The sequence below is a fragment of the Neobacillus terrisolis genome, assembly GCF_051233475.1.
GTDB lineage: Bacteria > Bacillota > Bacilli > Bacillales > Cytobacillaceae > Bacillus_BU.
In genome coordinates this window covers 63,336-87,104 of record NZ_JBKFGH010000011.1, presented here as the reverse complement: position 1 = coordinate 87,104, position 23,769 = coordinate 63,336, and the positions used below count along the sequence as shown (strand labels likewise).

19 protein-coding genes and 1 other annotated feature are annotated in these 23,769 nt (G+C 38.4%); of the genes, 4 read left to right on the top strand and 15 right to left on the bottom strand.

Annotated features, from left to right (window positions below):
* Positions 1–60: 60 nt before the first annotated feature.
* The 5 genes from tpx to sppA all read right to left on the bottom strand — a co-directional run bounded on the left by tpx (position 61) and on the right by sppA (position 3,566).
* Positions 61–561, bottom strand: coding sequence for a thiol peroxidase (gene tpx / locus ACI48O_RS07680; protein WP_435561144.1), 501 nt, complete (start codon positions 559–561; stop codon positions 61–63).
* A 134-nt stretch (positions 562–695) separates the two neighbouring features.
* Positions 696–1,193, bottom strand: a complete 498-nt coding sequence (gene ytfJ / locus ACI48O_RS07675) for a GerW family sporulation protein (RefSeq protein ID WP_435561143.1) — start codon at positions 1,191–1,193, stop codon at positions 696–698.
* Position 1,194: 1 nt separating this feature from the next.
* Positions 1,195–1,905, bottom strand: coding sequence for a DUF2953 domain-containing protein (locus ACI48O_RS07670; protein ID WP_435561142.1), 711 nt, complete (start codon positions 1,903–1,905; stop codon positions 1,195–1,197).
* Positions 1,906–1,986: 81 nt separating this feature from the next.
* A complete protein-coding gene (locus ACI48O_RS07665; RefSeq protein WP_435561334.1) occupies positions 1,987–2,424 on the bottom strand; it encodes an RDD family protein in 438 nt (145 codons plus the stop codon).
* Between the two features lie 131 nt (positions 2,425–2,555).
* Positions 2,556–3,566, bottom strand: coding sequence for a signal peptide peptidase SppA (gene sppA / locus ACI48O_RS07660; protein WP_435561141.1), 1,011 nt, complete (start codon positions 3,564–3,566; stop codon positions 2,556–2,558).
* Positions 3,567–3,698: 132 nt separating this feature from the next.
* On the opposite strand from sppA, the gene ACI48O_RS07655 reads away from it, so the two are divergent.
* Entirely contained in the window at positions 3,699–4,499 is an 801-nt protein-coding gene (locus ACI48O_RS07655) for an NAD kinase (protein WP_435561140.1), read from the top strand.
* Positions 4,500–4,719: 220 nt separating this feature from the next.
* Here ACI48O_RS07655 and mbcS read toward each other — a convergent pair whose 3' ends face one another.
* The 5 genes from mbcS to ezrA all read right to left on the bottom strand — a co-directional run bounded on the left by mbcS (position 4,720) and on the right by ezrA (position 11,085).
* The gene (mbcS, locus tag ACI48O_RS07650; RefSeq protein WP_435561139.1) at positions 4,720–6,306 is read right to left on the bottom strand and encodes an acyl-CoA synthetase MbcS; all 1,587 of its coding nucleotides are present in this window, start codon (positions 6,304–6,306) and stop codon (positions 4,720–4,722) included.
* A gap of 203 nt (positions 6,307–6,509) precedes the next feature.
* Positions 6,510–6,710: a small, acid-soluble spore protein, alpha/beta type gene (locus ACI48O_RS07645; RefSeq protein WP_435561138.1), complete on the bottom strand. Its 201-nt coding sequence runs from the start codon at positions 6,708–6,710 to the stop codon at positions 6,510–6,512.
* A 105-nt stretch (positions 6,711–6,815) separates the two neighbouring features.
* Positions 6,816–8,024: a tRNA uracil 4-sulfurtransferase ThiI gene (gene thiI, locus ACI48O_RS07640; RefSeq protein ID WP_435561137.1), complete on the bottom strand. Its 1,209-nt coding sequence runs from the start codon at positions 8,022–8,024 to the stop codon at positions 6,816–6,818.
* Position 8,025: 1 nt separating this feature from the next.
* Complete coding sequence (locus tag ACI48O_RS07635) at positions 8,026–9,168, bottom strand: cysteine desulfurase family protein (protein ID WP_435561136.1); 1,143 nt, start codon at positions 9,166–9,168, stop codon at positions 8,026–8,028.
* Positions 9,169–9,390: 222 nt separating this feature from the next.
* Positions 9,391–11,085: a septation ring formation regulator EzrA gene (gene ezrA / locus ACI48O_RS07630; protein ID WP_435561135.1), complete on the bottom strand. Its 1,695-nt coding sequence runs from the start codon at positions 11,083–11,085 to the stop codon at positions 9,391–9,393.
* Between the two features lie 287 nt (positions 11,086–11,372).
* Between ezrA and hisJ the strand changes: the two genes are divergently transcribed.
* Positions 11,373–12,176, top strand: a complete 804-nt coding sequence (gene hisJ, locus ACI48O_RS07625; protein WP_435561134.1) for a histidinol-phosphatase HisJ — start codon at positions 11,373–11,375, stop codon at positions 12,174–12,176.
* A gap of 12 nt (positions 12,177–12,188) precedes the next feature.
* Here the strand turns inward: hisJ and refZ are convergent, their stop codons facing one another.
* Together refZ and ACI48O_RS07615 are read right to left on the bottom strand one after the other, a co-directional pair.
* Positions 12,189–12,827 (bottom strand): forespore capture DNA-binding protein RefZ, encoded by a 639-nt coding sequence (gene refZ, locus ACI48O_RS07620; protein WP_435561133.1) that lies wholly within the window; start codon positions 12,825–12,827, stop codon positions 12,189–12,191.
* A 216-nt stretch (positions 12,828–13,043) separates the two neighbouring features.
* Positions 13,044–14,861 (bottom strand): sensor domain-containing diguanylate cyclase, encoded by a 1,818-nt coding sequence (locus ACI48O_RS07615; protein WP_435561132.1) that lies wholly within the window; start codon positions 14,859–14,861, stop codon positions 13,044–13,046.
* A 416-nt stretch (positions 14,862–15,277) separates the two neighbouring features.
* Here ACI48O_RS07615 and rpsD point away from each other — a divergent pair, with 416 nt between their 5' ends.
* The gene (gene rpsD, locus ACI48O_RS07610) at positions 15,278–15,880 is read left to right on the top strand and encodes a 30S ribosomal protein S4 (protein WP_435561131.1); all 603 of its coding nucleotides are present in this window, start codon (positions 15,278–15,280) and stop codon (positions 15,878–15,880) included.
* A gap of 323 nt (positions 15,881–16,203) precedes the next feature.
* On the opposite strand, the gene ACI48O_RS07605 is transcribed toward rpsD, so the two are convergent.
* Together ACI48O_RS07605 and tyrS are read right to left on the bottom strand one after the other, a co-directional pair.
* Positions 16,204–17,121 (bottom strand): nuclease-related domain-containing protein, encoded by a 918-nt coding sequence (locus ACI48O_RS07605; protein ID WP_435561130.1) that lies wholly within the window; start codon positions 17,119–17,121, stop codon positions 16,204–16,206.
* Positions 17,122–17,289: 168 nt separating this feature from the next.
* Complete coding sequence (tyrS, locus tag ACI48O_RS07600) at positions 17,290–18,555, bottom strand: tyrosine--tRNA ligase (protein WP_435561129.1); 1,266 nt, start codon at positions 18,553–18,555, stop codon at positions 17,290–17,292.
* Positions 18,556–18,598: 43 nt separating this feature from the next.
* Positions 18,599–18,816: a binding site (T-box leader), on the bottom strand.
* 144 nt (positions 18,817–18,960) lie between these two features.
* Between tyrS and ACI48O_RS07595 the strand changes: the two genes are divergently transcribed.
* Positions 18,961–21,726, top strand: a complete 2,766-nt coding sequence (locus ACI48O_RS07595) for a transglycosylase domain-containing protein (RefSeq protein ID WP_435561128.1) — start codon at positions 18,961–18,963, stop codon at positions 21,724–21,726.
* 253 nt (positions 21,727–21,979) lie between these two features.
* Here the strand turns inward: ACI48O_RS07595 and acsA are convergent, their stop codons facing one another.
* Positions 21,980–23,698 (bottom strand): acetate--CoA ligase, encoded by a 1,719-nt coding sequence (gene acsA, locus ACI48O_RS07590; RefSeq protein WP_435561127.1) that lies wholly within the window; start codon positions 23,696–23,698, stop codon positions 21,980–21,982.
* Positions 23,699–23,769 lie beyond the last annotated feature (71 nt).

The window sequence follows — 23,769 nt, the reverse complement described above, 5'->3', positions numbered from 1 at the left end:
AATTCTACAAAACATGACAAAAAAAATAGACCCTTTATAAAAGGGTCTATTGCATCGAGCTTATTTTGCTTGCTTTGCTGCTTCAATTGCCGCTTCGTAATTTGGATGATTAGTAGCTTCGCTGACATATTCTGCATATGTAACAACATCATTTGAATCGATTACGAAAACAGCACGAGCCAAAAGACGAAGTTCTTGAATGGCTACACCATATGCTTCTCCGAAAGATAAATCACGGTGATCGGAAAGAGTTTGGACATTTTCAATTCCAGCCGCTCCACACCAACGTTTTTGTGCAAATGGAAGGTCAACGCTTACAGTTAAAACCTTAACGTTCCCTAACTTTGTCGCTTCTTCATTAAAACGGCGAGTTTGTGCATCACAAACTCCAGTATCTAAAGAAGGAACTACACTTACAAGACGAACGCTGCCTTTTGAATTCTCTAATGTAACTTCAGATAAATCATTTGCTAACACAGAAAAATTAGGTGCCTTGTCTCCGACCTTGACTTCCTGACCTAATAGAGTTACTGGATTCCCTTTAAATGTTACTGATGCCATGTTTTTGCCTCCTTAATTATTACATCTCTCATAGTGTTAATCATAACTTTTCAAAATATTTTTTTCAATTATTAAGCCTCGGGATAGACAAACTTGATCGCAAAGGAAAACTCGCCCTTAAAAAGGCGAGTTTTCTAAAATTCCTGTTTTTGTCCATCATTATTTCCCTGTTGATTGTTTTGCTGTTGTCCTGATTGATTATTTTGATCCTTTTTAGACATCATTTGCTGTATTTTTTCAACTGCCTGAGGAGCTAAATCTAATATTTTTTCGTATAAATGAGTATTTTCATCTAAATGGAGCATTTTTACACCATTTGAACTTACAATCAAAAATGCGATTGGCGTAATCGAAACACCGCCACCACTACCGCCGCCAAACGGATGCTTAGGCCCGCTTTGATTCTGCTCTTTAGATCCTGAGCCCCCTCCTGAACCGGAGCCTCCACCCCCATTATCAATAATAAATTCACTTCCTCCAGCCGCAAAGCCAAAGCCTACTTTCGAAACCGTTAAAATGACACTGCCATCTGGTGTTTCTACTGGATCCCCTATTATCGTATTAACATCAATCATTTCTTTCAGGTTCTCCATCGCGGTTGTCATTAATCCTTGAATTGGATGATCAGACATGCTATCTTCCTCCTTCATTAAACACTTTTGACTTATCCTTAGAAATGAACTTTAATTGCTCGGACTGGAAATGAGGTCTCCCACCTTTCCAGAATTTCACTAGTTTTATTCCTGCTAACATAGCATACCCGATGCGAAATTGAATCATACATTGAAAATTAGTTTGTGAAATAGCTTTTTGAAAACTAGGTGTTATCGAAATAATAGGCATTTCTTTTAGTTTAAAATAATGGCTAATCAAACCTATAAGCCCTCCTTTGGCAGCCCAAAGTGCCCCCGTTAAGCTTCCAGTTAATGCAGCATCACCGATTCCGATTACAGAATGCCACTCTACTTTCTTAACCGAGATCTTTTTAAGGAAACTTCGAACAATCTTATGTAAGGATATGACATGGTTTAACGTTACTTTCATATCATGCATGCTATTAATCATTTCTCTTGCAGAGAATTTTTTTACATCTTCCTTGTTTGGTTCTTGTTGTGTGGCTGTTTGCACTTTTTCTTTATACACAACGGAAGGAGAATCATTATCCAGTTTGATAAGAGGGACGGAGATTTTATAGGTAATTAATCCAAACCAAGCTTTAAATTTTACATTAATCTGGTTATCTTGTTGGCTGTGCAGAACACTAAAAAGAATTGTAATTTTTGTAATAATAATTAGAATGATTAGGAGAAAAAAAATGAAGAGTCCAATGACAAGCCATTTCAAATTACCTCACTACCTTTCAGCCTTTTAGTATCTACGTAAAGAAAAAAAATAAACCTGCTAAAATTTAGCAGGTTTATCCATTTACTTATTATGGATTACGCTTGTATCAACGAAAAGATCATGCAAGCCTTGTTTTTTTGGTAAAAATGCAATGATTACATAACTAACAAAAAGCGTCACGGAAATAAATCGGCCGATCCACTCCCGAAAAAGGACTGTATTCCATGATAATGGCTTCCCAGCTAAAGTAACAACCCGTAAGCCAAAGACCATTTTTCCAAGCGTCTGCCCAAAAAATTTGGTCATCAAAACGAAATATCCATAGAAAGTAACTGCCGTTACAATGGAAACCGGGGCGAATATACCAGGGTCTTGAAGGGAAAGATCAAAAAATCGAAAAATCGGGTTAATGATAATTCGATTAATACTTCCAATCACAATCAAATCAAGAAGATAGGCCCAAAACCGCATCCAAAAGCCGGCAAAGCGAATCGGTATCGCTGTTATATTATGATACATTTGATTGTGGTCCTGACCTTCCATCGACTCTGTAGAATGACTATTTATAGAATCACTTTCTCGAGACGGGACATCTACTTGTGTTGTTTGTTGCTCATTATAATCTTCGTAGCTCATGATTACTCCCTCCTTTATTCCGCGTAAAGATACATTAAACGGGGAGAATTCGGTTGAGCTAAGACCTTCATTAACCCTGCAATTTCTAAATCCTTGCCTGCTAGCTTACTCGCTCCCATTGAAAATAATGACTCAAAACCGAAACTTTCAGTATATCGAATAACTTGAGCATCTCTAATATGTAAATCTTTTCTCATGTTGGCAATAACATCATCTAAATATCCGTATTGATCAATTAAGTTTAACTCTTTTGCCTGACGGCCATCATAAATACGGCCATCTGCAATTTTTTTAACTTCGTCGGACGGAATCCCTCTACCGTCAGAAATCACCTTTACAAAGCCTTCATACGAATTATTTATCATATTCTGTAATATATTTCTTTCTTCTTCTGTCATCTCTCGAGTCGGACTCATGATATCTTTATACGGTCCGCTTTTTATCGTGACAAAATCGACACCGTATTTTTCGGCAAGACCTGAATAATTGATTCCTTGCATGATGACCCCTAATGAGCCTGTCATTGTTTCTTTACTGGCAAAAATTTTATCTGCCGGAGTAGCGATATAATATCCTCCTGATGCTGCGACAGCCCCCATTGAAACGTAAATTTTCTTTTTTGTTTCCTTCTTAATTTCTAACAGCTTATCATGAATTTCAGCACTTTCCATTACGCCGCCGCCGGGGGAATTTATTTTTAAAATAATTCCTTTGATTGTGTCATCGTCTTTTACATAATCAAGCTTCTCCATAAAACTACGATGATTATAGGTTGGACTTTCAAAAAATGAACCAACATCCCCAGTATCTTGAATAACTCCATCCACATCCAGGACAGCAATTTTATTGAATTCATCGCCCTCCTTGACAATCTCTTCCATAAACGTTTCATCGGTAGTGGCGAATAAATTAGTAAATCCAGAGTCCACCTCCGTAAATGCAAACGAACTTAATGTATTGATTAAAATAGATACTATAAATAACCCAGTCGCAATTCCCAATGCAGCCCAACGTTTTCCATTCATCTTTAATGCTCCTTCTCTATTTTTTTTAGCATTTAAAAATATGTTACACTAATTAATATTAATCATTGTACAAAATAATTGGCATAAAAGGTAAAAAAAAACATCATTAATTTCATAAAGGAGGAAAAACAGATGACCAACCGAAATTCTTTGTATTTTTTTCATCATAATGATGCTGACACAATACAAAAAGTCACTCCCCTTTATAAAGAAGCAGAAACGTATGGATTTCACATCACGAATGATCCTAAAAAGGCAAATATCATTGTTAGCATTGGAAATGATGGTACCTTTTTGCAAGCAGTAAGAAAAACTGGCTTCAAGGAGGACAGTCTGTATGTCGGTATTTCCACAACTGGACGTTTAAATATGTACTGTGATTTTCATTTAGATGAAATTCCAGAGATGATTTATGCAATGGCAAATGAACAAATCCAAGTGCTTCGTTATCCAATTATTGAAGCGATTGTTGACGAGGAAACGACATTTTACTGTTTAAACGAATTTAGTATCCGGTCTGCGATTATTAAAACTTTTGTTGTTGATATCTTTATTGATCAACTCCATTTTGAAACATTTAGAGGTGATGGCATTATCGTTGCCACTCCCACAGGAAGTACAGCATATAATAAATCCGTTAACGGGGCTGTTGTAGACCCCTCTCTTCCGTGTTTACAAGTGAGTGAGCTCGCTTCATTAAATAATAATCGGTTCCGTACTTTAGGTTCCCCATTTATTCTTAGTGGCGAACATTCGCTTACGTTAAAGGTGGTTCAAGATGGCAATGACCATCCAACAATGGGGATGGACAATGAAGCGTTAAGTATTAAGCACGTTGAAAAAATAGAAATTAAATTGAGTGATAAAAAAATAAAAACGGTTAAATTGAAAAACAATTCCTTCTGGGAAAAAGTTAAAAGGTCTTTTTTATAGGCTGTTAGATTGCTGTTGATTGCAGCGAGAGGTGCTCCCTTTCCGCGGGGGAGTCCAGGAGCCTCCTCGGCGCCATAGCGCCTGTGGGGTCTCCCGTGACACCTTCTCCCGCAGGAGTCTCGCACCTTCCGCTCCAATCAACAGCGTGCTTAAAATTAACATTGTTCTTTAACACAGCAAACAATAAAGGCTGACCGAAGTCAGCCTTTATTGTTTTTCTTTATCGTGCGCTGAAAGCTTCTAATTCTTTCTGACGTAATTCAATACGACGAATTTTACCAGAAGTTGTTTTTGGAAGTTCTGATAAGAATTCAATTGCACGAGGATATTTATAAGGTGCAGTAAGCTCCTTTACATGCTCTTGCAGTGTTTTTATAAGATTAGGGTCATTTTCATTAATTTCTTCCCTTAATACAATAAAAGCCTTTACGATATTTCCACGGATTTCATCTGGACTCGCTACTACCGCACACTCTTTAACATAAGGGTGTTTCACAAGTGCATCCTCTACCTCAAATGGCCCAATCGTATATCCAGAACTAATGATGATATCGTCCCCGCGACCTTCAAACCAGAAATATCCTTCCTCGTCCTTCTTCGCTTTGTCACCGGTTACATAATATTCGCCACGGAATTGCATCGCCGTTCTCTCAGGATCCTTATAGTATTCCTTAAATAGAGCTGGTGTTTCGACATGGACAGCGATATCGCCCACCTCTCCTACTGCACAAGGTTGTCCATTTTCATCGATTATTTCAACACGATTTCCCGGTGTCGGTTTGCCCATTGAACCAGCCTTTAACTCCATACCCTTTGTAACACCGATTAATAAAGTATTTTCAGTTTGACCATAACCATCTCTAACTTCAACATTAAAATGGCGCTTAAATGTATCGATTACTTCACGGTTTAATGGCTCCCCTGCAGAAACAGCACTGTGAAGGTGCGGCAAATTGTATTGGTCAAGATTATCGACCTTAGCCATAATCCGGTATTCAGTTGGAGTGCAGCACAGTACATTCACATCATTCTTTTCTAACAATTGCAGATATTTTTGCGGTTCAAATTTCCCATTATATACAATTCCAGTTGCACCTGAACCTAAAACAGATAAAAACGGGCTCCAAATCCATTTTTGCCAGCCTGGACTCGCTGTTGCCCATACCTTATCTCCCTCTTCAATGCCAAGCCAATTTTTCGCTGCCGTACGTAAATGAGCATATGCCCATCCGTGAGTATGAACAACTCCTTTTGGATTGCCAGTTGTTCCTGAAGTATACGATAAAAAGGCCATATCACTTGCTAGCGTATCTGCAAAATCTAATTGATCAGAAACATGCGCCAATTCCCCATCAAGCTGGATCCAACCATCAGCCTCTGCGCCGATCACAAATTTTTGGAGATTTTCCGCTTCTTCAAGCCCTACAAATTGATCTAAATACGGATAATAACATACAACAGCTTTCACATCACCATGAGTGATCCGATATTGCAAATCTTTTTTTCGTAACATTTCTGAACTTGGAATCACGACGATACCTGTTTTTAAAGCGCCAAGATAAACCTGATAGGCCTCAATTAAACGAGGTACCATAACTAAGATTACATCTCCTTTTTGTAAGCCATTTTGTTTAAGGAGATTTCCAACTTTATTTGTATTATTGATTAATTGCTTATATGTAACTTCTTTTGTTTCCCCAGCTTCATTTTCCCATTTTAATGCGAGCTTTTGTTCATCTCTCGCATATTGTTCTACCTCACTTACTAAGTTGTATTGCTGTGGTGCAAGTAATTCTCCTCTACCCATACTATTTCCCCCTTTGAAATAATGGTCATAATAAAAATAACTTACCTCTTCATTTTAATACAAATTTTTTAAAAATTTAAAATTATTTTTCTATTTATTTTGACAAAAAGCGATGAAAAGATGTCACTTTTTGTAAACGTTTCCAACAAATAATAAGAAGCGAGCCCGAAGACCCGCTTCCTGTAGCCATTTATATTTTTTTGTTATCGAGTAAAACCACTCAACTGTTGTTGAGCCATTGATACTAAACGCTTTGTGATTTCACCACCAACGGAACCGTTAGCGCGTGATGTAGTATCTGCCCCAAGGTTTACACCAAATTCAGTAGCGATTTCATACTTCATTTGGTTAAGAGCTTGCTCTACACCTGGAACTAATAAGTTGTTTGAGTTGTTGTTTGGCATGTGATTTCACCTCCTTGTGAGTATAGAGTGTGTAGAATCACATAGCTTCATACAAAACTTCTGTTGGTAAATGTTCACAATTTCTTAACAAATGATGTTTTCTACCTAGAACAAATCGTCTACTGACATATTATGGTTTTCGTTCCCTATTCTTATACGAACTATTTCAGTTTCATTTACAGCTTTTTCAATAAAAGGTTCAAAATCAAAAAAGCTTTCATAATGTAGAACTTTATCACGTTTTGGCTTCGTTTTTGGTGAGGAAGGAACAAAAACGGTACAACAATCGTCATAAGGACGGATCGAAATATCGTATGTATCGATTTCCTTAGCAATCTCGATTGTGTCGTGCTTATCTACAGTAATCAATGGTCTTATTATCGGTGTATTCGTGACATCATTGATGGCATACATGCTTTCCAACGTCTGACTCGCAACCTGACCAAGGCTTTCACCCGTGATAATTGCCAGTCCTTCCCGTCTTTTCCGAATTTCATCAGTTATTCTCAGCATCATCCGTCTTGTCGTTGTCATCGAATAATTTTCTGGTATTTGCTTTTGAATGATTTGCTGGATCTCAGTAAATGGAACAATATGAAGATCAACATAGCCGCTTACATTGGCCAATTTTTCTGTTAAATCGATTACTTTTTGTTTGGAACGTTCACTTGTGAATGGGGGACTATAAAAATGAACAGCTTCTATCTCTAATCCCCTTTTCATTGCTAAAAATCCTGCAACCGGACTATCAATACCACCGGACAGCATTAACATTGCTTTACCGCTTGAGCCAACCGGCAATCCGCCCGCGCCCTTGATGGTCTCGCACGATAGATACGCAGCATCAGAACGAATTTCAATCAATAAATTGATATCAGGATTTTTTACATTTACCTTTAAATTGTCTATGTTTTGAAGTAAATGAGCACCAAATTCCTGATTTATATCTTCACTGGTCAGCTCAAAAGTTTTATCGGAACGTTTACCAGTAATTTTAAAGGTTTTCCCTTCTTCATATACTTCTTGAAAAAGCGTTAACGCAGCTTCCTTCATTTTTTCGATGTCCTTGTCTACTTTAACTGCCGGGCTAAAGGATTGTATCCCAAATATCCCCTTTAATCCTTCGATGATTCCAGAACCATTTTCCCCGTTTAATAAAATGTACATTCGGTCTCGACTTGCATCGATTTTGGCTCTTGGTGTGTTTCTTAACAACGGTTTGATGCTTCTTCTTAATTTATCAATAAATAATTTTCGATTTCTACCTTTTGTCGATATTTCGCCGTAACGAATAATAATCCGATCATAATTCATCTTAGTTCATTACCTCACCTAAATGGTTTATTGTCTCTTTAATAGCACTGATTACATATACCGCTTCTTCAATTGTGTTATTGTATGACAGGCTTATCCTTAATGCACTTTTGGCAATTTCCTCCGGAATTCCCATTGCAAGTAACGTTTTGCTAACTTCTGCTTGTTTAGATGAACAAGCACTAGTTGTTGATACATATACTCCCTTTTCCGCAAGAGAATGGACAAAAACCTCTCCTTTAAAACCTGTAACCGAAAAATTAACAATATGAGGCGCTGTACCCTCTTTTGGGGAATTTACGGTAATCTCTTTCACTTTCTGTAATTCATCTCGTAAATACTGCATCACGTGTTTCATTTTTGATAAATCTGCACTATAGTGATCCATTGTCATACGCAATGCTTTTGCCATGGCAACCATTCCTGCAACATTCTCTGTTCCACTGCGATGTTTGGACTCTTGATTTCCTCCAGTGATAAGAGGAGAAATTTGCAATCCCTCTCGTAAATAAAGTGCTCCTGTACCCTTTAAGCCATGAAATTTATGCCCGGAAATCGAACATAGATCAACCCCTGCCCCATGAATATCCAAAGGGATTTTTCCAGCACCTTGAACATGGTCTACATGAAATAAAACCTTCGGATAATTCTTTAGCATCGCGCCAATTTCTTCAATCGGTTGAATGGTACCTACCTCATTTTGAACGTGAATGACCGATACAAGAATCGTATCTTGCCGTATTGAATTTTCAATATCTTTAACGGATATTCTCCCATCCTGATCAGGCTGGATATAGGTTACGCTAAATCCCAATTTCTTTAACTGTTCCATTGTTTCCCGAACGGATGCATGTTCAATTTCTGTTGTTATAATGTGCTTGCCTCTCCCCTTGTACATCAATGCTGTACCTTTAATAGCAAGATTGTTACTTTCTGTTCCTCCAGAGGTAAACAGGATTTCCGAAGCTTTTACCTTCAAGAGCTTTGCGATTTGGTTTCTTGCTTGAGATAACAGCTGCTCAGCCATACCGCCCAATTGGTGCAAGGAGGAAGGGTTTCCAAAGTAATCTGAAGATACCTTTACGAAAGAATTAATTACTTCGGTATATGGTTTAGTTGTTGCACTATTATCAAAATAAATCATGGTTTTCCCCTTTCAAATAAGGACCGTTTGCATCTTTGAATCTTACCATAATCCATTAAATTCGCAACAAAAATGATAAAAAACCCTTTGTGCACTTTTCAACTATTATTCCAAAAAAACTATAAAATAACAATCGATAGAAAATATGGTAACTGATTCTAAACGATCCCATCCTAAAAAGCTGGTTCCCCAACAAATTGGTGAACCAGCTTTTTAGAAATATTATAATACTTTTTCCGACATGAGCGCTTCGATCTTCTTCATTGCACCTGGCTCAACCTTTTCAATCGTTGTAGCAGCTTGTTCAAGGGCTAATTTATAATCATAATCTCTAAAAGCCAGCTCTGCTTCATTTAACCCTTCAGCAACCGAAGGGTATCTACTTTTAAAACGGTTTCCATATTGAATTACTTTTTCTGCTAACAAGACATTTTCTAACATTTCGTCCGTATTTTTCACCAACTCTTCCACTGATTGAACAGCTAAATCAAGAAAATGCTGCACAGTTGGAATATTTAGAGGTTTTTCAGCAAGCTTCTCGATCACCCTATTTATACTTTCCTCGGCGTCCTCTAACAAAAATTCATATTCTCGTGGAAGACCAGGTATTTTACTTTTTGAAACGGTACGAATTGCTTCAGCCATTTTCTTTTTGAGCTCTTTTACTTTGTCTCGTGCAATAATTTCATCTTTTCTAAGCATATGCAAAGCTTCTCGATACTCTTTTTGCTCTGTAGCAATCGTTTCAATCATTTGTTTTATTTCACTAAGCTCTTCTGAAAGGTGTGAGTGAGCATCGCCCTGCTCAGATATTCTTATTTCAAGGTGTTCATAGCGCTTTAAGAGCTGCACTACTTGTTTTTCAGACTGTTTCTGAGCATCTAGCTCTGTTTTTGCAAGATGATAAATCTGCTGTACATACTCTGTCTCTTCTTTTAGAATTCTGCAATTATCTTCGATTTCGTTTAATGCAGCTTTTATCTCATCCTTATTCTGCTGTATGTAGTGTTTTGCAAGAACTTCCTTTTCTAACAGGACATACAACTGTTCAATCGTTTCTTTTACTACGGCAATTCCCGTTTCAACTTCTTCAACCTCAGTTTGGCCAAGCTGTGCTAAGAATGATTGAATTTCTTGCTCTAATCGGACTATTTCTTGTTCAAACCGCAAATGTTCAAGTCGATAGCCTTGCCCGATCATTTCATGGAAACCGTCTTTTAATTCATTTATTTGCATTGGCAATCCTGTTTGGCAGTCCATTAAAAGTTTAGGGATAGCTTCCATTTTTTCTGAAATTTTCATCAGCCGCTCTTTAATGGTTAGGACAACCTCGCGTGCTTCTAAGTAATCACCGTGCTCTGTTTTTTCTTCAAAGATTTGAAAGTTTTCCATCATCTCATCCAATTGTTTTTCAAACGCATCAACTGCATGACCATATGTATGACGATGAGCTAATAATGACCTTTTTGATTCTCGATATACATCTTTTAGCTCTTCCATTTCTTCTCTGTTTTTTTGCTCACTTCCAACTAATTCGTTTAATTCAGTAAGGATTTGTTTAATTTTTTCTTCACTTTCTGTTAAACTCGCTCTGATTTCAGCTTGAATCTCTCCGGCTTTTTTAAAGCGGAGTTTATCAATGGCTTCCTCTGCATCAAACAATAGCTCATCAATTTCTGGAAGTCCTCCCGCTGCAATCTCATCCCATTCCTTACGCCATCTTTCGAAAAGTTCCTCTGTTTGTCCAGTCATATTTAATTGTTTAACCTTCGACATTTCATCCTGAACGGGTCTATTTGTAATATCTATTTTCCAACTTTCCAGTCGATCTATTTCTTTATAATATTTTTTCCTAGTAAAATATCCTACCAATAATATACAAAGTACAACTACAATTGCACCGATCACAAATCCCATCTTGCACACACCTGCTCTCACAGAATACGAAGTTTTCATCCGTTTCAAATTTTTTATCGATATATTTACACCCTTACTTTTAACGTAAAAGGGAAATCAAAATTAGGATTAAGAATAACATTCATAAAAATGTCTTTTTCATTGTTTTTATGATAACATGTAAACGACATTTTTTGACTAATAAAATCATTTTTTTTTGGAGAAATTCTGCCATTTCCATGCGAATGAAAGGCAACTATGGCTATTTTATGACCAATGGAAATTTTCTATGAAAGGGAGTGTCGAGTTTGCTAAAAGATGGACATATTCACTCGCCCTACTGCCCACACGGAACAAAGGATTCCTTTAAGGAGTATGTAGAAAAGGCGATCACTTTAGGGTTTAAGGAGATCTCCTTCACTGAGCACGCACCACTGCCAAGCGGTTTCATCGACACAACTCCAACCCAAGACAGCGGCATGCAGATGGACGAACTGCAAAGCTATTTTCACGACATTTCCATCATCCAAAACGAATATCATCGTCATATAAAAATTAATTGTGGACTTGAAGTGGACTATATTGAAGGTTACGAGGTTGAAATCAAAGACTTTCTCACTTCATTTGGTCCACAATTAGATGACGCCATTTTATCAGTCCATTTTTTAAAACATGATAATGGATACGATTGTATGGATTACAGTCCCGAGGTTTTCGGACAAATGGTAACCATCTATGGTTCGATTGATGCTCTTTACAAGAAGTATTACGACACTTTATTAAAATCGGTTAATGCAGACCTTGGTCCATTTAAACCAAAACGGATTGGGCATATTACACTTGCCCAAAAGTTTAAAAAAAGGTTTCCGACAGAATCCCGCTTTGAATTGGAAGTGGACAATCTGTTATTAGCGATTAAAGAAAAAGGCTATCAATTAGATTACAATGGGGCTGGATGCGCCAAACCACTTTGCCGTGAGCCATATCCGCCTCTTTGGATCATTAAAAAAGCGATTGCACTTGATATCCCGTTAGTATATGGTTCAGATGCCCATCAAGTTAAAGAATTGGCTCAAGGAATTGATCAAATGGAAATAATAAAAACATCCTAACTTGATAGCTAGTTAGGATGTTTTTAACATACAGCTGCTCTGCATGGCAGGATCAATACAGACGATTCTATCAACCCACTGGTTAATCTCTTGTAAATACTTATCCGCAAAATAACGCTCATGGGGAAATACATGCAATACTTCCGTTAAATACTGTGTATTTAAGAATGGGCTGGACAAGAGTCCCTTAAATTGAATGATTAAATACTGGATTGAGGTAGCTTTAAACTCCTTTGTATCCATACCCTTTTCAATAACCTTATGAAATATATATCGCTCTTTCGTATAATACGTTGTCAAGATTTCTCTTACAATCTGGGAATCAATGGACATTTCCCTTAACACAAATCTTGTCAGTTGAATATGGTTGCACTGATAGTTCCAAAGTTTCTTGGCAATTTCCTTTAAACATTGTGAAGCACCATGCTCTAAACTTTGAAAACCCTTTTCTAATTCCGCCATATAGTTTTCGAAGAAGACGGTAAGACAATACTCTAATAGGCCTTGCTTATTTCGAAAATAATAGGAAATATTAGCAGCATTAATCTTAGCTTCCTTGGCTATGTCGCGGATCGAAGTACCATCAAATCCATTTGCATTAAATAATGAAACGGCTGCAGTTACGATAGCTTCCTTTGAATTTTTTCTCATAAGCCCCTGTTTTCCTCCTATTAGTATGTTGATTACACATCATTCTTTATAATTAAGAACATTCTTTATCATTAGATAATATCCTTTTAAAAAATATCGACAAAATCCCGTGATTTTCCGCATTGCTTGCTAAACAGAATGAAAATGGATCAATAATCAACTAGAAACGAGTCGAAATAAAGTAAAAAAGCAGGAAAGGCGTAACCTTCCTGCTTTTTATCGTTTCAGTTCTTTTTGGGTGACCACTTTATTTTTCCCAGAGGTCTTTGCTAAATACAATGCTTGATCCGCTCGGTTAAATAACTGTTGGACAGAATCTTTCTTCCTTTTTGTCCAGTGCGAAACCCCGCAAGACACAGTAACAGATGGACTCGTCCCTTCCATAACCCGCTCGACGATTCGTGTGGCGATCATACTTCCCCGTTCAATTGATACCTTCGGCAAGTAAATGGCTAACTCCTCCCCGCCCCAACGTGCAGCTACATCGGAATCTCGAATATTTCCTCTCATAACATTTGCAACCTGAATCAGAATATCATCTCCAACTTGATGCCCATACGTGTCATTAATCCCTTTAAAATTATCAATATCTATTAATATAAAGGTTCCTTGGCTGTCATCCCTCATGGATAGTTGAATTTGTTGATCCAAATAATTACGAGTAAATAACTTAGTTAAATAGTCGGTAATTACCATCCGCTCTAATTCTTCTCTTAACGTCGAATTAACAAAAGCAAGCGTAGAATGATAGATAAGGGAACGCAGGAGTTTATACGACTCGAATGAGAAATGATATGGCTGTTTATGCATAACCAGTATAAAACCTTCGATTACACCTGTCTGAATCATTGGTACCGCCATGATGGAGCGAAACTGGCGATCATTGAGCAAATTAAAATCCCCAATAAAAACGGCACCCTTTTCCCGTAAAAGCTGCTCTTGAAAATACTGAATGTATATTTCTGCTTTGTTTGTAAAGAAAAAACGAGTGCTTCCTTCTAATATTTTTGCCTTTTTTCGACTTTCTTTATAAAGAATAAAACCAACCTCTTCTGCATCAAAGGACTTAATAATTTGATCGCACATATAGGTTACTGTATCGCTAAATCGCTGCTTAGAATTCAGGTGGTGTGAAACTTGATTTATTAATTTCAAATCGGAAATTAGCCGTTTAGACTGCTGGTACAACTGAGCATTCTCTAAAGCATTTCCTGCAGTGTTAGCTAAAAGAGAAATAAATTCAACCTCTTTTTTGGGAAAAATAAGCGTGTTCGAGGCAGTAATTTGGAGAACACCATAAACGCCTTGCTTACCCTTTAAAGGCGCATAAAGATTCGATCGATTTTCATTTATAGAATCCTCTGTTTGAACAATCCCCGTGACGTATGCTTCCATTGCCGCCATATTTTCACTATCATAATGTAGTCCTTTGATGGGGAGGTGGCTATTACTATGATTATCTTGAGATAGGTATAATGAATAATGGAAAGCGGGGTATACCTCCTGCAAAACGGCAATGATTTCCTCTAGCACCCCATCCATGTCCATGGTTGAATGAAACTTCTCTGTTACCCTAAAAAGGAGACGATATTTTTTCTCCCTAACGGCGATTTTTGAAAGATTTTGAGCTTTCTTCAGAAAGCATCCGGCCTCGCGTCCAATTTCCTCCAATAAAAAAGAATTTCTAGCATCAAAATCAGTTCCGTAAATGGCTAAGAAGCCAAAAGTCTCACCATCATTACAGACTAAAAGTGTTGAGGCTGAGCCTTGTTCAACACCTTCAGCAAATTCCGAACAGGAAACAGCTGGCCGGACCAAGTCTGTATCGTCAATATTTACCCCATCAACCATCAAGCGTTCCTTCCAATCGGAACAATAGAAAAAGCAAACCTCATTTACTCTAATCGTATCCGCAATGATCCTCGTCATATTTCCAATGATCTGTTCAAAATGTAACAAACTATTTTCTTCATCTAAAATATCTAAAAAACGGCTCTTAATATGTATTAAAACCAGATCTTTTTCTTTTTCCATCCTACATCACCTATGATCCATTTTGGTGTAAAGGGAAAATATATTTATGTAATAAAAAAATCAAAGAAAGCCTAATGTGTTAAAATTTTCGCTCAATATTTATTATTCTATTATATCATACAAAAGTCGCAGGAAAATTGACTCATTTATTAATTATTCTTAACATCGTATTCTTCCATTGACATTTACATAGGAATAATCATATAATATTCTTTGTGTAAAATATCGCAGCCTATATGAACACTTTTTTGTCATCATTTTGTTCCATCGCTCAATTGATTGTGAGCCGTTTTTTGGTGGGGTATTGCGTAACCCTCTGCTGCGAGGGCGAAGGTACATGAAAACAAAATGAGCATCATTGTTGTTTCATTACTGTTTTTATTTTACCAAAATAAAAACACAAGGAGGAGTCATTCATGGCTCGTTATACTGGCCCAAGCTGGAAATTATCCCGTCGTCTTGGCGTTTCACTAAGTGGAACAGGAAAAGAATTAGAAAAGCGTCCTTACGCTCCAGGTCCTCACGGTCCTAACCAACGCAAAAAGCTTTCCGAATACGGATTGCAATTACAAGAAAAACAAAAACTTCGTCACATGTACGGTGTAAATGAGCGTCAATTCCGTAACCTATTTGACAAAGCCGGCAAAATGGCTGGTAAACACGGTGAAAACTTCATGGTTCTTCTTGAATCACGTTTAGATAACGTAGTTTACCGTTTAGGTTTAGCTCGCACTCGTCGTGCTGCTCGTCAGTTAGTTAACCACGGACACGTAATGGTTGATGGATCTCGCGTTGATATCCCTTCATACCGCGTAGCTCCTGGTCAAACTATCAGCCTTCGCGAAAAATCTCGCAACCTTGATGTTGTGAAAGAATCAGTTGAAGTAAACAACTTCGTACCTGATTTCTTAACTTTCGATGCTGACAAATTAGAAGGTACTTTCACTCGCTTACCAGAGCGTTCTGAATTACCAGCTGAAATTAACGAAGCTCTTATCGTTGAGTTCTACTCACGTTAATAACTTGTGGAAAACCCCTTGGTCGCTTGACCAGGGGGTTTTTATTTGTTGATTATTAAAAGCAAACAGAAAATAGGGCTCCTTTGCTCGATTTAGTATCCTCCCTTCCTTTCGAAATTCTTTATTTAGGGTACTATTCCTATCGTTAGTGCCCTCTTTTCCTTTCCAATTTTTAATTCAGGGCACTAATCTCACCATTAGTGCCCTCTTTTCCTTTCCAATTTTTAATTCAGGGCACTAATCTCACCGTTAGTGCCCTCTTTTCTTTCCTGCGCACAAAAACAGGGAGCTAATTTAATTCTAAAAATTACGGCTTAGACTATTCACACATAATATGTCCCTTTGCCAACTCCAACAGCAACATAATGTTTTTTTAAAATCTTTCTTAGCCATTTCATAGAAATCGAAAGCATACACCAATCTAGTACAATATTGGCTGTAATCTTCACCTCTGGAAAAAGCAACTTCAGTTCTTCTACGCATCTTACGACAGCAAACTCAATTTTCTCCTGCTCCCCACACTGTAAACACACAATTTTTCTGCCATCGACTTCCAACGAAGTTGAACAACAATTATTACAAATTATCCTCTTCCGAAGCGATTGATATTTATATGATGGCAGCTGCATATAAGGCGAATCAGCAATATGCTCCTCCAGCAAAAAATCCGCCAAATTCCAGTGGTTGCTATTTAAGTTGGCAGGTTTGGAATCTAATTCAGTAAGGAATTTTTTGAGTTGTGGGTGGAAGACGGTTGGTTCATTCATCGGGGCTTGGTACAAATAAAATTCGGGATTGATAAAGATAAGGTGACCTTCGACGGGGATGTTGAAACCATTTTTTTGAAGCAATTTTTGAAGCATGATTTTAATTCGGTTTAATTGATCAAGAGGGTTTTTAATAATATTTTTGGAACTGCAACTGTAAAAATTTTTATCGCCGTGGTAATAATAGTTTCCGTCAAAATTTTTAATTTCACAAGGAAGAATCCAATGCTGGGTAATAATGGTGGAATCAATTTGAAATATAGTATTGTCATATTTCAGTAGTAAATCATTTAAAATATAAAACTTCTTATCGAGACCTGCTCCTTCTGTATATTGATCAAATTGAACTTCACCTTCATAGCCTTTCTTCAAATTTAAGTAGTGTTGCTTTTCATTCTGTTGCAAATCCATTCTTGCGTTTAACAAATGAAGACTCCTTAGTTCCTTCGATTCTTCTCGATTTTTATAAAACATATTCCACTTCCTTTCTGGGATTCTACATTCATCTTAATTAAAAAATGATGGACAATCATATGAACAATGTGTGAATTTTTTGAAAAAACCAAAAAATCAAGCATGTCCTGCTAGCAGACAAAAAAGAGCCCCCCAACAACTGGAAGGCCCCCTACTCAAAATCAATCTTTAGTATTTTATCAACGTGTATTTCTTCTTGCCACGGCGAATAATCGTAAACTGCCCCTCAATTCGATCTGCCTCACCTAAAACATAGGCGGTATCCGTTACCTTTTCCCCATTCACAGACACTGCACCATTGGCAATATCCTCACGTGCCTGGCGCTTAGACGGTGAAATCTTGGCATTAACAAGCAAATCAACAAGTCCAAGTTCCTCAGCACCAACAACATGATAAGAAGGTACATCCTTAAAGCCCTGTTTGATTTCGGCAGCTGTTAAATTTTTAACATCGCCACTGAAAAGAGCAGCAGAAATCTTCACAGCTTGATCCAAGGACTCCTGCCCATGAATCATCCGGGTCATTTCCTCTGCCAAAGCCTTTTGCGCCTTTCGTAAATGCGGCTCCTCAGCAACCGAAACCTCCAATGCCTCAATTACCTCACGGGACAAGAACGTAAAGAACTTCAAATATTTCACAACATCCGCATCTGCCGTGTTAATCCAGAACTGGTAAAACTCATACGGTGATGTTTTTTCAGGGTCAAGCCAAATCGCACCGCTTTCTGTTTTACCAAACTTCGTACCGTCGGCTTTTGTCACAAGCGGAATCGTCAATCCGTAAGCTTGCTTAGAACCTTCCGGACTCATTTTACGAATTAATTCCAATCCGGTCGTAATGTTGCCCCATTGATCACTTCCGCCAATTTGCATGCGGCACCCATGGTTTTCATACAAATGGAAGAAGTCCATCGCTTGTAAAATCGTATAAGTAAATTCCGTAAAGGAAATTCCCGTTTCTAAGCGAGAAGAAATTGTGTCTTTCGCGAGCATGTAGTTAATCCCGACATGCTTCCCAAAATCGCGCAAAAATGTCACGATATCCATTGAACCGGCCCAATCATAGTTATTTACCATGATTGCACCATTTTCACCCTCGAAATCAAAAATCCGTTGCAGCTGCTTTTGCAAACAGCTCACATTGTATTGAACGATTTCTAGGGTTTGCAATTTTCGTTCTTCCTTCTTGCCGCTTGGGTCACCAATTAACCCTGTTGCCCCTCCAACTAGCACGATAGGACGATGACCGGCCTTTTGAAACCGGCGCAGCGTTAAAAACGGCAAGAGATGCCCGATATGCATACTGTCAGCCGTCGGGTCAACGCCGCAGTACAAGGAAATACGCTCATCGTTAAGTGTCTTCTCAATTCCCTCTTCATCCGTTTGCTGATAAATAATCCCTCTCCACGCGAGGTCTTTTAATAATTCATTCATAAATCTTCCTCCTTCTCAAAAAAATAAAAACGCCCCTGCAATATGCAGGGACGCAGAATATGCGCGGTACCACCCAAATTAAAAACCAAAACGGTTTTCCACTCAAAAAAATAACGGTTTATCCGTTCACTGCTATCATTAGTTTTCACAGTGAAAGCTCCGGGAGGTAATTCATGCTTCTATTTGTACCGGCTCGCAGCAGCCGCCGGCTTTCTGGTAACAGGGATAGAAGAACTACTGGATTCCCATCAACGCATAATATTCAATTCATTATTGAATTTTTACCATAAATAGATAAAGATTGTCAAATACAATATGCGAAATACAGGAAATTTGACGATGCTTGTCATTTTCTTTCCGTCGTTATGCTATAATGTATGTGATTTTAGGGGGTTAGATAAGCTCATGAATGAAAATCAAAATTGGAAAGAAAAACTCAGGTCAAGCGTCCACCTTTTTAAAAATAAAAAAACAGTTAAAGGTGTTCGGATAACCTATCAAGTAGTTTGGAATTTATTATTATTATTTTTTATTATTCTCCTCATCGGAGGAACATTTGCTTTAGGTGTAGGCGGTGGTTATTTTGCTTCACTAGTAAAAGACGAACCGATCCGCACATATGCCAGCATGAAAAAACAAATTTATAATTATGAAGAAACATCAGAATTATATTTTGCTAATGACGTTTATTTAGGAAAGCTCCGCTCAGATATTGATCGGGAAGAAGTAAAGCTTGATCAAGTTTCAAAATATTTACAGGATGCCGTTGTGGCAACAGAGGATGAATATTTTTATAAGCATAGTGGCGTTGTCCCAAAGGCTATTTTTCGCGCTTTATTTCAAGAAGTATCAAACGCCTCTATTCAAACAGGCGGCAGTACATTGACCCAACAGCTTATCAAAAACCAGCTGTTAACAAACGAAGTTTCCTTCGAACGAAAAGCAAAGGAAATCCTCCTTGCACTTCGTTTAGAAAAATTCTTTGATAAAAAAGAAATATTAGAAGCCTATTTGAATGTATCAACCTTTGGCCGAAATTCATCAGGCCGTAACATTGCAGGTGTACAGTCAGCAGCAAAAGGGATCTTTGGTGTTGAAGCAAGCCAATTAACGCTTCCACAAGCAGCATTTATTGCTGGTCTTCCACAAAGTCCGTTCGGTTATACCCCATATACACAGAATAAGACGATCAAAAATGATTTAACACCTGGATTAGAACGAATGAAAACCGTATTAAAAAGAATGTTTGACGGGGGTTATATTTCTGAACAGGAATATAACGAGGCTCTTACTTACGATATTACAAAGGACTTTATCCCGCCAAAGGCGAGCCCACAGGAAAATTACCCTTGGCTCACTACTGAATTAGAAAAACGCTCAATTGAAATTTTAGCTGGAATCCTTGCAAAACAGGACGGCTATGAAGAGCAGGATTTGAAAAAAGATAACGAGTTGATGCAGGAATACCGCTCTGTTGCCGACCTTAATATTAGACAAAATGGTTATAAAGTTTATTCAACCATTAACAAGGACATCTATGATGCGATGCAGCAGGTAAAAGATAATTACCCACATTTTGGGCCGGACAAGCCACAGGAAAAAATCGATCCAGAAACAGGCGAAAAAGTGACTGTGATGGAGCCGGTAGAAGTAGGGGCTATCTTAATTGAAAATAAAACAGGAAAAATCATCAGCTTTGTCGGTGGACGTAATCATGAGCGCGAGGAATTAAACCACGCCACAAATGCGGTCAGACAAAACGGTTCAACGATGAAGCCGCTGCTCGTTTATGCACCTGCATTTGAGTTGGGCGCCGCTGCACCTGGAACCATCCTCCCAGATGTTCCTTTAAAGCTTAACCCTGCAAGCAGCAACCCATGGCCACAAAACTATGATTTGAGATACAGCGGATTAGTATCAGCCCGGTATGCTCTAACGAAATCTTACAACGTTCCGGCTGTAAAACTTTACAAGGATATTGTGGCACAAAGGCCAGCCAAGTATTTAGAAAAGATGGGATTTACTTCCCTAGTTGAAGAAGATTATTCGAATTTATCCACTGCCATCGGTTCTTTAAAAAACGGTGTCACGGTTGAAGAAAATACTAACGCATTTGGAACGTTTGCCAATGGCGGAAAATTCATTGATGCCTATATGATTGAAAAAATTACCGATCGTGATGGAAAAGTTATTTACCAGCATGAAGTAAAGCCAACTGAAGTTTTCAGTCCACAAACATCCTATTTAACGTTAGATATGATGCGTGATGTCATTAAGAAAGGAACAGCAACCTCATTAAATGGACGGTTGAAATTCCAATCCGATTGGGCAGGTAAGACCGGTACTGGGAACCAATTTTGGGATGCATGGTTTGTAGCGACCAATCCAAATGTATCTTTTGGGATTTGGACAGGTTATGATACGCCAAAATCATTAAAATCAGGTGGATTAAATTACAGTTTGCGTAATATCTATTTATGGGCTGATTTAATGAACGCCGCCTATGATATAAATCCTGATCTAGTTGACCCGGCTGACTCGTTTGCCATGCCTGGAGGGATTGTAAGACGTTCTTATTGTGCAGTTTCTGGATTACTCCCTTCTAACGCATGTTCGCGAGCGGGATTAGTTGAAACGGATCTGTTTAACGCAAAATTTGCCCCATCAAAAGTAGATGACAGTTTGATTGATGGGAAGTATGTTCAAATTGGCGACAAAAAGTATTTAGCGCTCGATTCTACTCCTAGTGAATTTGCTCATTCCGGGGTGATAATTAATCCTGACTATGTTCAAAAAATAATGGGAACCACAAAAGGGGCAAGTCAATTAATTCCGAAAAAGGACCGTTGGGCAAATGTACTTGTTCCAGATGCAAAAATGGAGGAAAACGGAAGAACTCCTGCTCCGTTAGGGCTTGCCTTGTCTGGTACTACAATGACTTGGGCACCGCATCCTGATGAAGATGTAATTGGCTATCGGGTATACAAAAAAAGTGGAACTGGAGTACAAAAGGTTGCCAGCATTAAATCTGGTGAATCCCTTTCCTATTCAGGAGGAAACGGTTCTTACTATGTAACAGCTGTAGACATTGCCGGAAAGGAATCTGATCCTTCAAATTCCGTTCAAATTGGCGAAAAGCCAGCTGAAACTGAAGCACCTGCTGCAAATTAACAAAAGCTGCCTCCAATCGTAAACAGCGATTGGAGACAGCTTTTTTAATGGTTTAAGAAACTATGATTTTAATGCTGTAAATAACTTTTTATACGTAAGACACGTCCAGCTCCAGCGCCTAACGACTAGTGGACTTCGCCCACCTCCCTACGATAAGTCAACATCGAATCGCTATCGCTCTTCGTGTTTCCTTTATCTCAGTCGATGTGCTCCAGTCCTGTCGTGCGCTACCCGGGCGCTTCCGCTTTTGTTCTTAATCTTCCATTGTTGACAAATCACCAGTCGGTAAATTGAGTTCCCATGCTTTAAGAACACGGCGCATGATTTTACCGCTTCGCGTTTTTGGAAGTTTATCACGGAATTCAATTTCACGAGGCGAAGCATGTGCTGCTAAGCCGGTTTTAACAAATTGACGAATCTCTTCAATCAGCTCATCGCTTGGCTGATATCCTTCACGTAATGCGATAAAGGCTTTAATAATCTCACCGCGAACCGGATCCGGTTTTCCGATTACGCCTGCCTCTGCTACAGCTGGATGCTCAACAAGCTTACTTTCAACCTCAAACGGACCAACGCGCTCACCAGCTGTCATGATCACATCATCGACGCGGCCTTGGAACCAGAAGTATCCTTCTTCATCCATGTAAGCAGAGTCTCCGGAAACATACCAATCTCCCGGCATGAAATAGGACTCAAATTTTTCACGATTATTCCAGATGGTGTGCATCATCGATGGCCAGCCTTTTTTAATCGCTAAGTTGCCCATGCGGTATGGTGGAAGCTCATTTCCTTGGTCATCCACAATCGCAGCTTGTACTCCTGGAATAGGTTTACCCATTGAACCAGGTTTAATTTCCATACAAGGGTAGTTACAAATAAGCTGCGCGCCCGTTTCTGTCATCCACCAAGTGTCATGAATACGTAAATCAAACACCTTGGCTCCCCATCTTACAACCTCTGGATTTAGCGGCTCGCCAACGCTCAGAATGTGGCGCAGACTGCTTAAATCATATTTGGTTACTACTTCGTCACCAGCACCCATCAACATTCTGAATGCAGTTGGGGCACTGTACCAAACGGTTACTCCATATTCTTCAATCATACTGTACCATGCATCTGGACTAAATCTTCCGCCTATGATGACATTAGAAGCCCCATTTAACCATGGACCAAATATTCCATAAGAGGTACCCGTTACCCAACCTGGATCGGCTGTGCACCAGTAGACATCCTCTTCTTGTAAATCTAGTACCCATTTAGCAGTTTGATAGTGTTGAATCATCGCGTTATGAACGTGGAGAACCCCTTTAGGCTTTCCTGTTGAACCGGATGTATAATGAAGAATAAGGCCATCTGTACGGTCTACCCACTCAATATCAAGCTTGTTACTAGCTTCAGCAAACTTTTTCTTAAAATCTATTAATTTTTCAGTTTCTTCGATGTTTTCTCCTACTAGGAAAATATGTTTTAATGCAGGAAGTTCATTAATTGGTACACGATTTAATAATTCTGGTGTTGTTACTAGAACCTTTGCTTCACTGTCCTCTAAACGATCGCGAACCGCACCTTCCATGAAAGCTTCAAAAAGCGGACCAACTATAGCACCTAATTTAATCGCGCCTAACACTGTAAAATAAAGTTCAGGTGATCGCGGCATAAAAATGAAAACACGGTCTCCTTTAACGACTTCACCGTATGCTTTAAGCACATTTCCTGCTTTATTTGACAGGTCCTTCATTTCCTTAAAGGTATACTTCTCTTTTCGAGCACCATCGCGATAGTATAATGCAACCTTGTTTTTTCGGAAAGACGCTGCATGGCGATCGATTGCTTCGTGTGCCATATTTACTTTTCCGGTTTCAAACCAAGTAAACTCTTTCTCAGTATCCTTCCAATCAAACTGCTTGTACATTTCTTCGTAGCTTTGCAAATTGAAGTTCCCCTTAATTGCTGACAGCGCTTCCAATTTCATTAAACATATTCCTCCTTTGTATCCCTTTTGGATAAATCTATTTTTTCACAATTTTTAAAATATTTAAAGTA

What these genes read in the sequence shown, in the direction of transcription:
- sppA (WP_435561141.1), bottom strand. Translation starts at nt 3,566, where the DNA reads ATGAATGGAAAACGTTGGGCTGCATTGGGAATTGCGACTGGGTTATTT.
- acsA (WP_435561127.1), bottom strand. Translation starts at nt 23,698, where the DNA reads ATGAAATTGGAAGCGCTGTCAGCAATTAAGGGGAACTTCAATTTGCAA.
- tyrS (WP_435561129.1), bottom strand. Translation starts at nt 18,555, where the DNA reads ATGAATGAATTATTAAAAGACCTCGCGTGGAGAGGGATTATTTATCAG.
- ACI48O_RS07655 (WP_435561140.1), top strand. Translation starts at nt 3,699, where the DNA reads ATGACCAACCGAAATTCTTTGTATTTTTTTCATCATAATGATGCTGAC.
- refZ (WP_435561133.1), bottom strand. Translation starts at nt 12,827, where the DNA reads ATGAGAAAAAATTCAAAGGAAGCTATCGTAACTGCAGCCGTTTCATTA.
- mbcS (WP_435561139.1), bottom strand. Translation starts at nt 6,306, where the DNA reads ATGGGTAGAGGAGAATTACTTGCACCACAGCAATACAACTTAGTAAGT.
- ACI48O_RS07605 (WP_435561130.1), bottom strand. Translation starts at nt 17,121, where the DNA reads ATGTTTTATAAAAATCGAGAAGAATCGAAGGAACTAAGGAGTCTTCAT.
- ACI48O_RS07595 (WP_435561128.1), top strand. Translation starts at nt 18,961, where the DNA reads ATGAATGAAAATCAAAATTGGAAAGAAAAACTCAGGTCAAGCGTCCAC.
- thiI (WP_435561137.1), bottom strand. Translation starts at nt 8,024, where the DNA reads ATGAATTATGATCGGATTATTATTCGTTACGGCGAAATATCGACAAAA.
- ytfJ (WP_435561143.1), bottom strand. Translation starts at nt 1,193, where the DNA reads ATGTCTGATCATCCAATTCAAGGATTAATGACAACCGCGATGGAGAAC.
- rpsD (WP_435561131.1), top strand. Translation starts at nt 15,278, where the DNA reads ATGGCTCGTTATACTGGCCCAAGCTGGAAATTATCCCGTCGTCTTGGC.
- ACI48O_RS07645 (WP_435561138.1), bottom strand. Translation starts at nt 6,710, where the DNA reads ATGCCAAACAACAACTCAAACAACTTATTAGTTCCAGGTGTAGAGCAA.
- ACI48O_RS07635 (WP_435561136.1), bottom strand. Translation starts at nt 9,168, where the DNA reads ATGATTTATTTTGATAATAGTGCAACAACTAAACCATATACCGAAGTA.
- ezrA (WP_435561135.1), bottom strand. Translation starts at nt 11,085, where the DNA reads ATGGGATTTGTGATCGGTGCAATTGTAGTTGTACTTTGTATATTATTG.
- ACI48O_RS07615 (WP_435561132.1), bottom strand. Translation starts at nt 14,861, where the DNA reads ATGGAAAAAGAAAAAGATCTGGTTTTAATACATATTAAGAGCCGTTTT.
- ACI48O_RS07665 (WP_435561334.1), bottom strand. Translation starts at nt 2,424, where the DNA reads ATGTATCATAATATAACAGCGATACCGATTCGCTTTGCCGGCTTTTGG.
- tpx (WP_435561144.1), bottom strand. Translation starts at nt 561, where the DNA reads ATGGCATCAGTAACATTTAAAGGGAATCCAGTAACTCTATTAGGTCAG.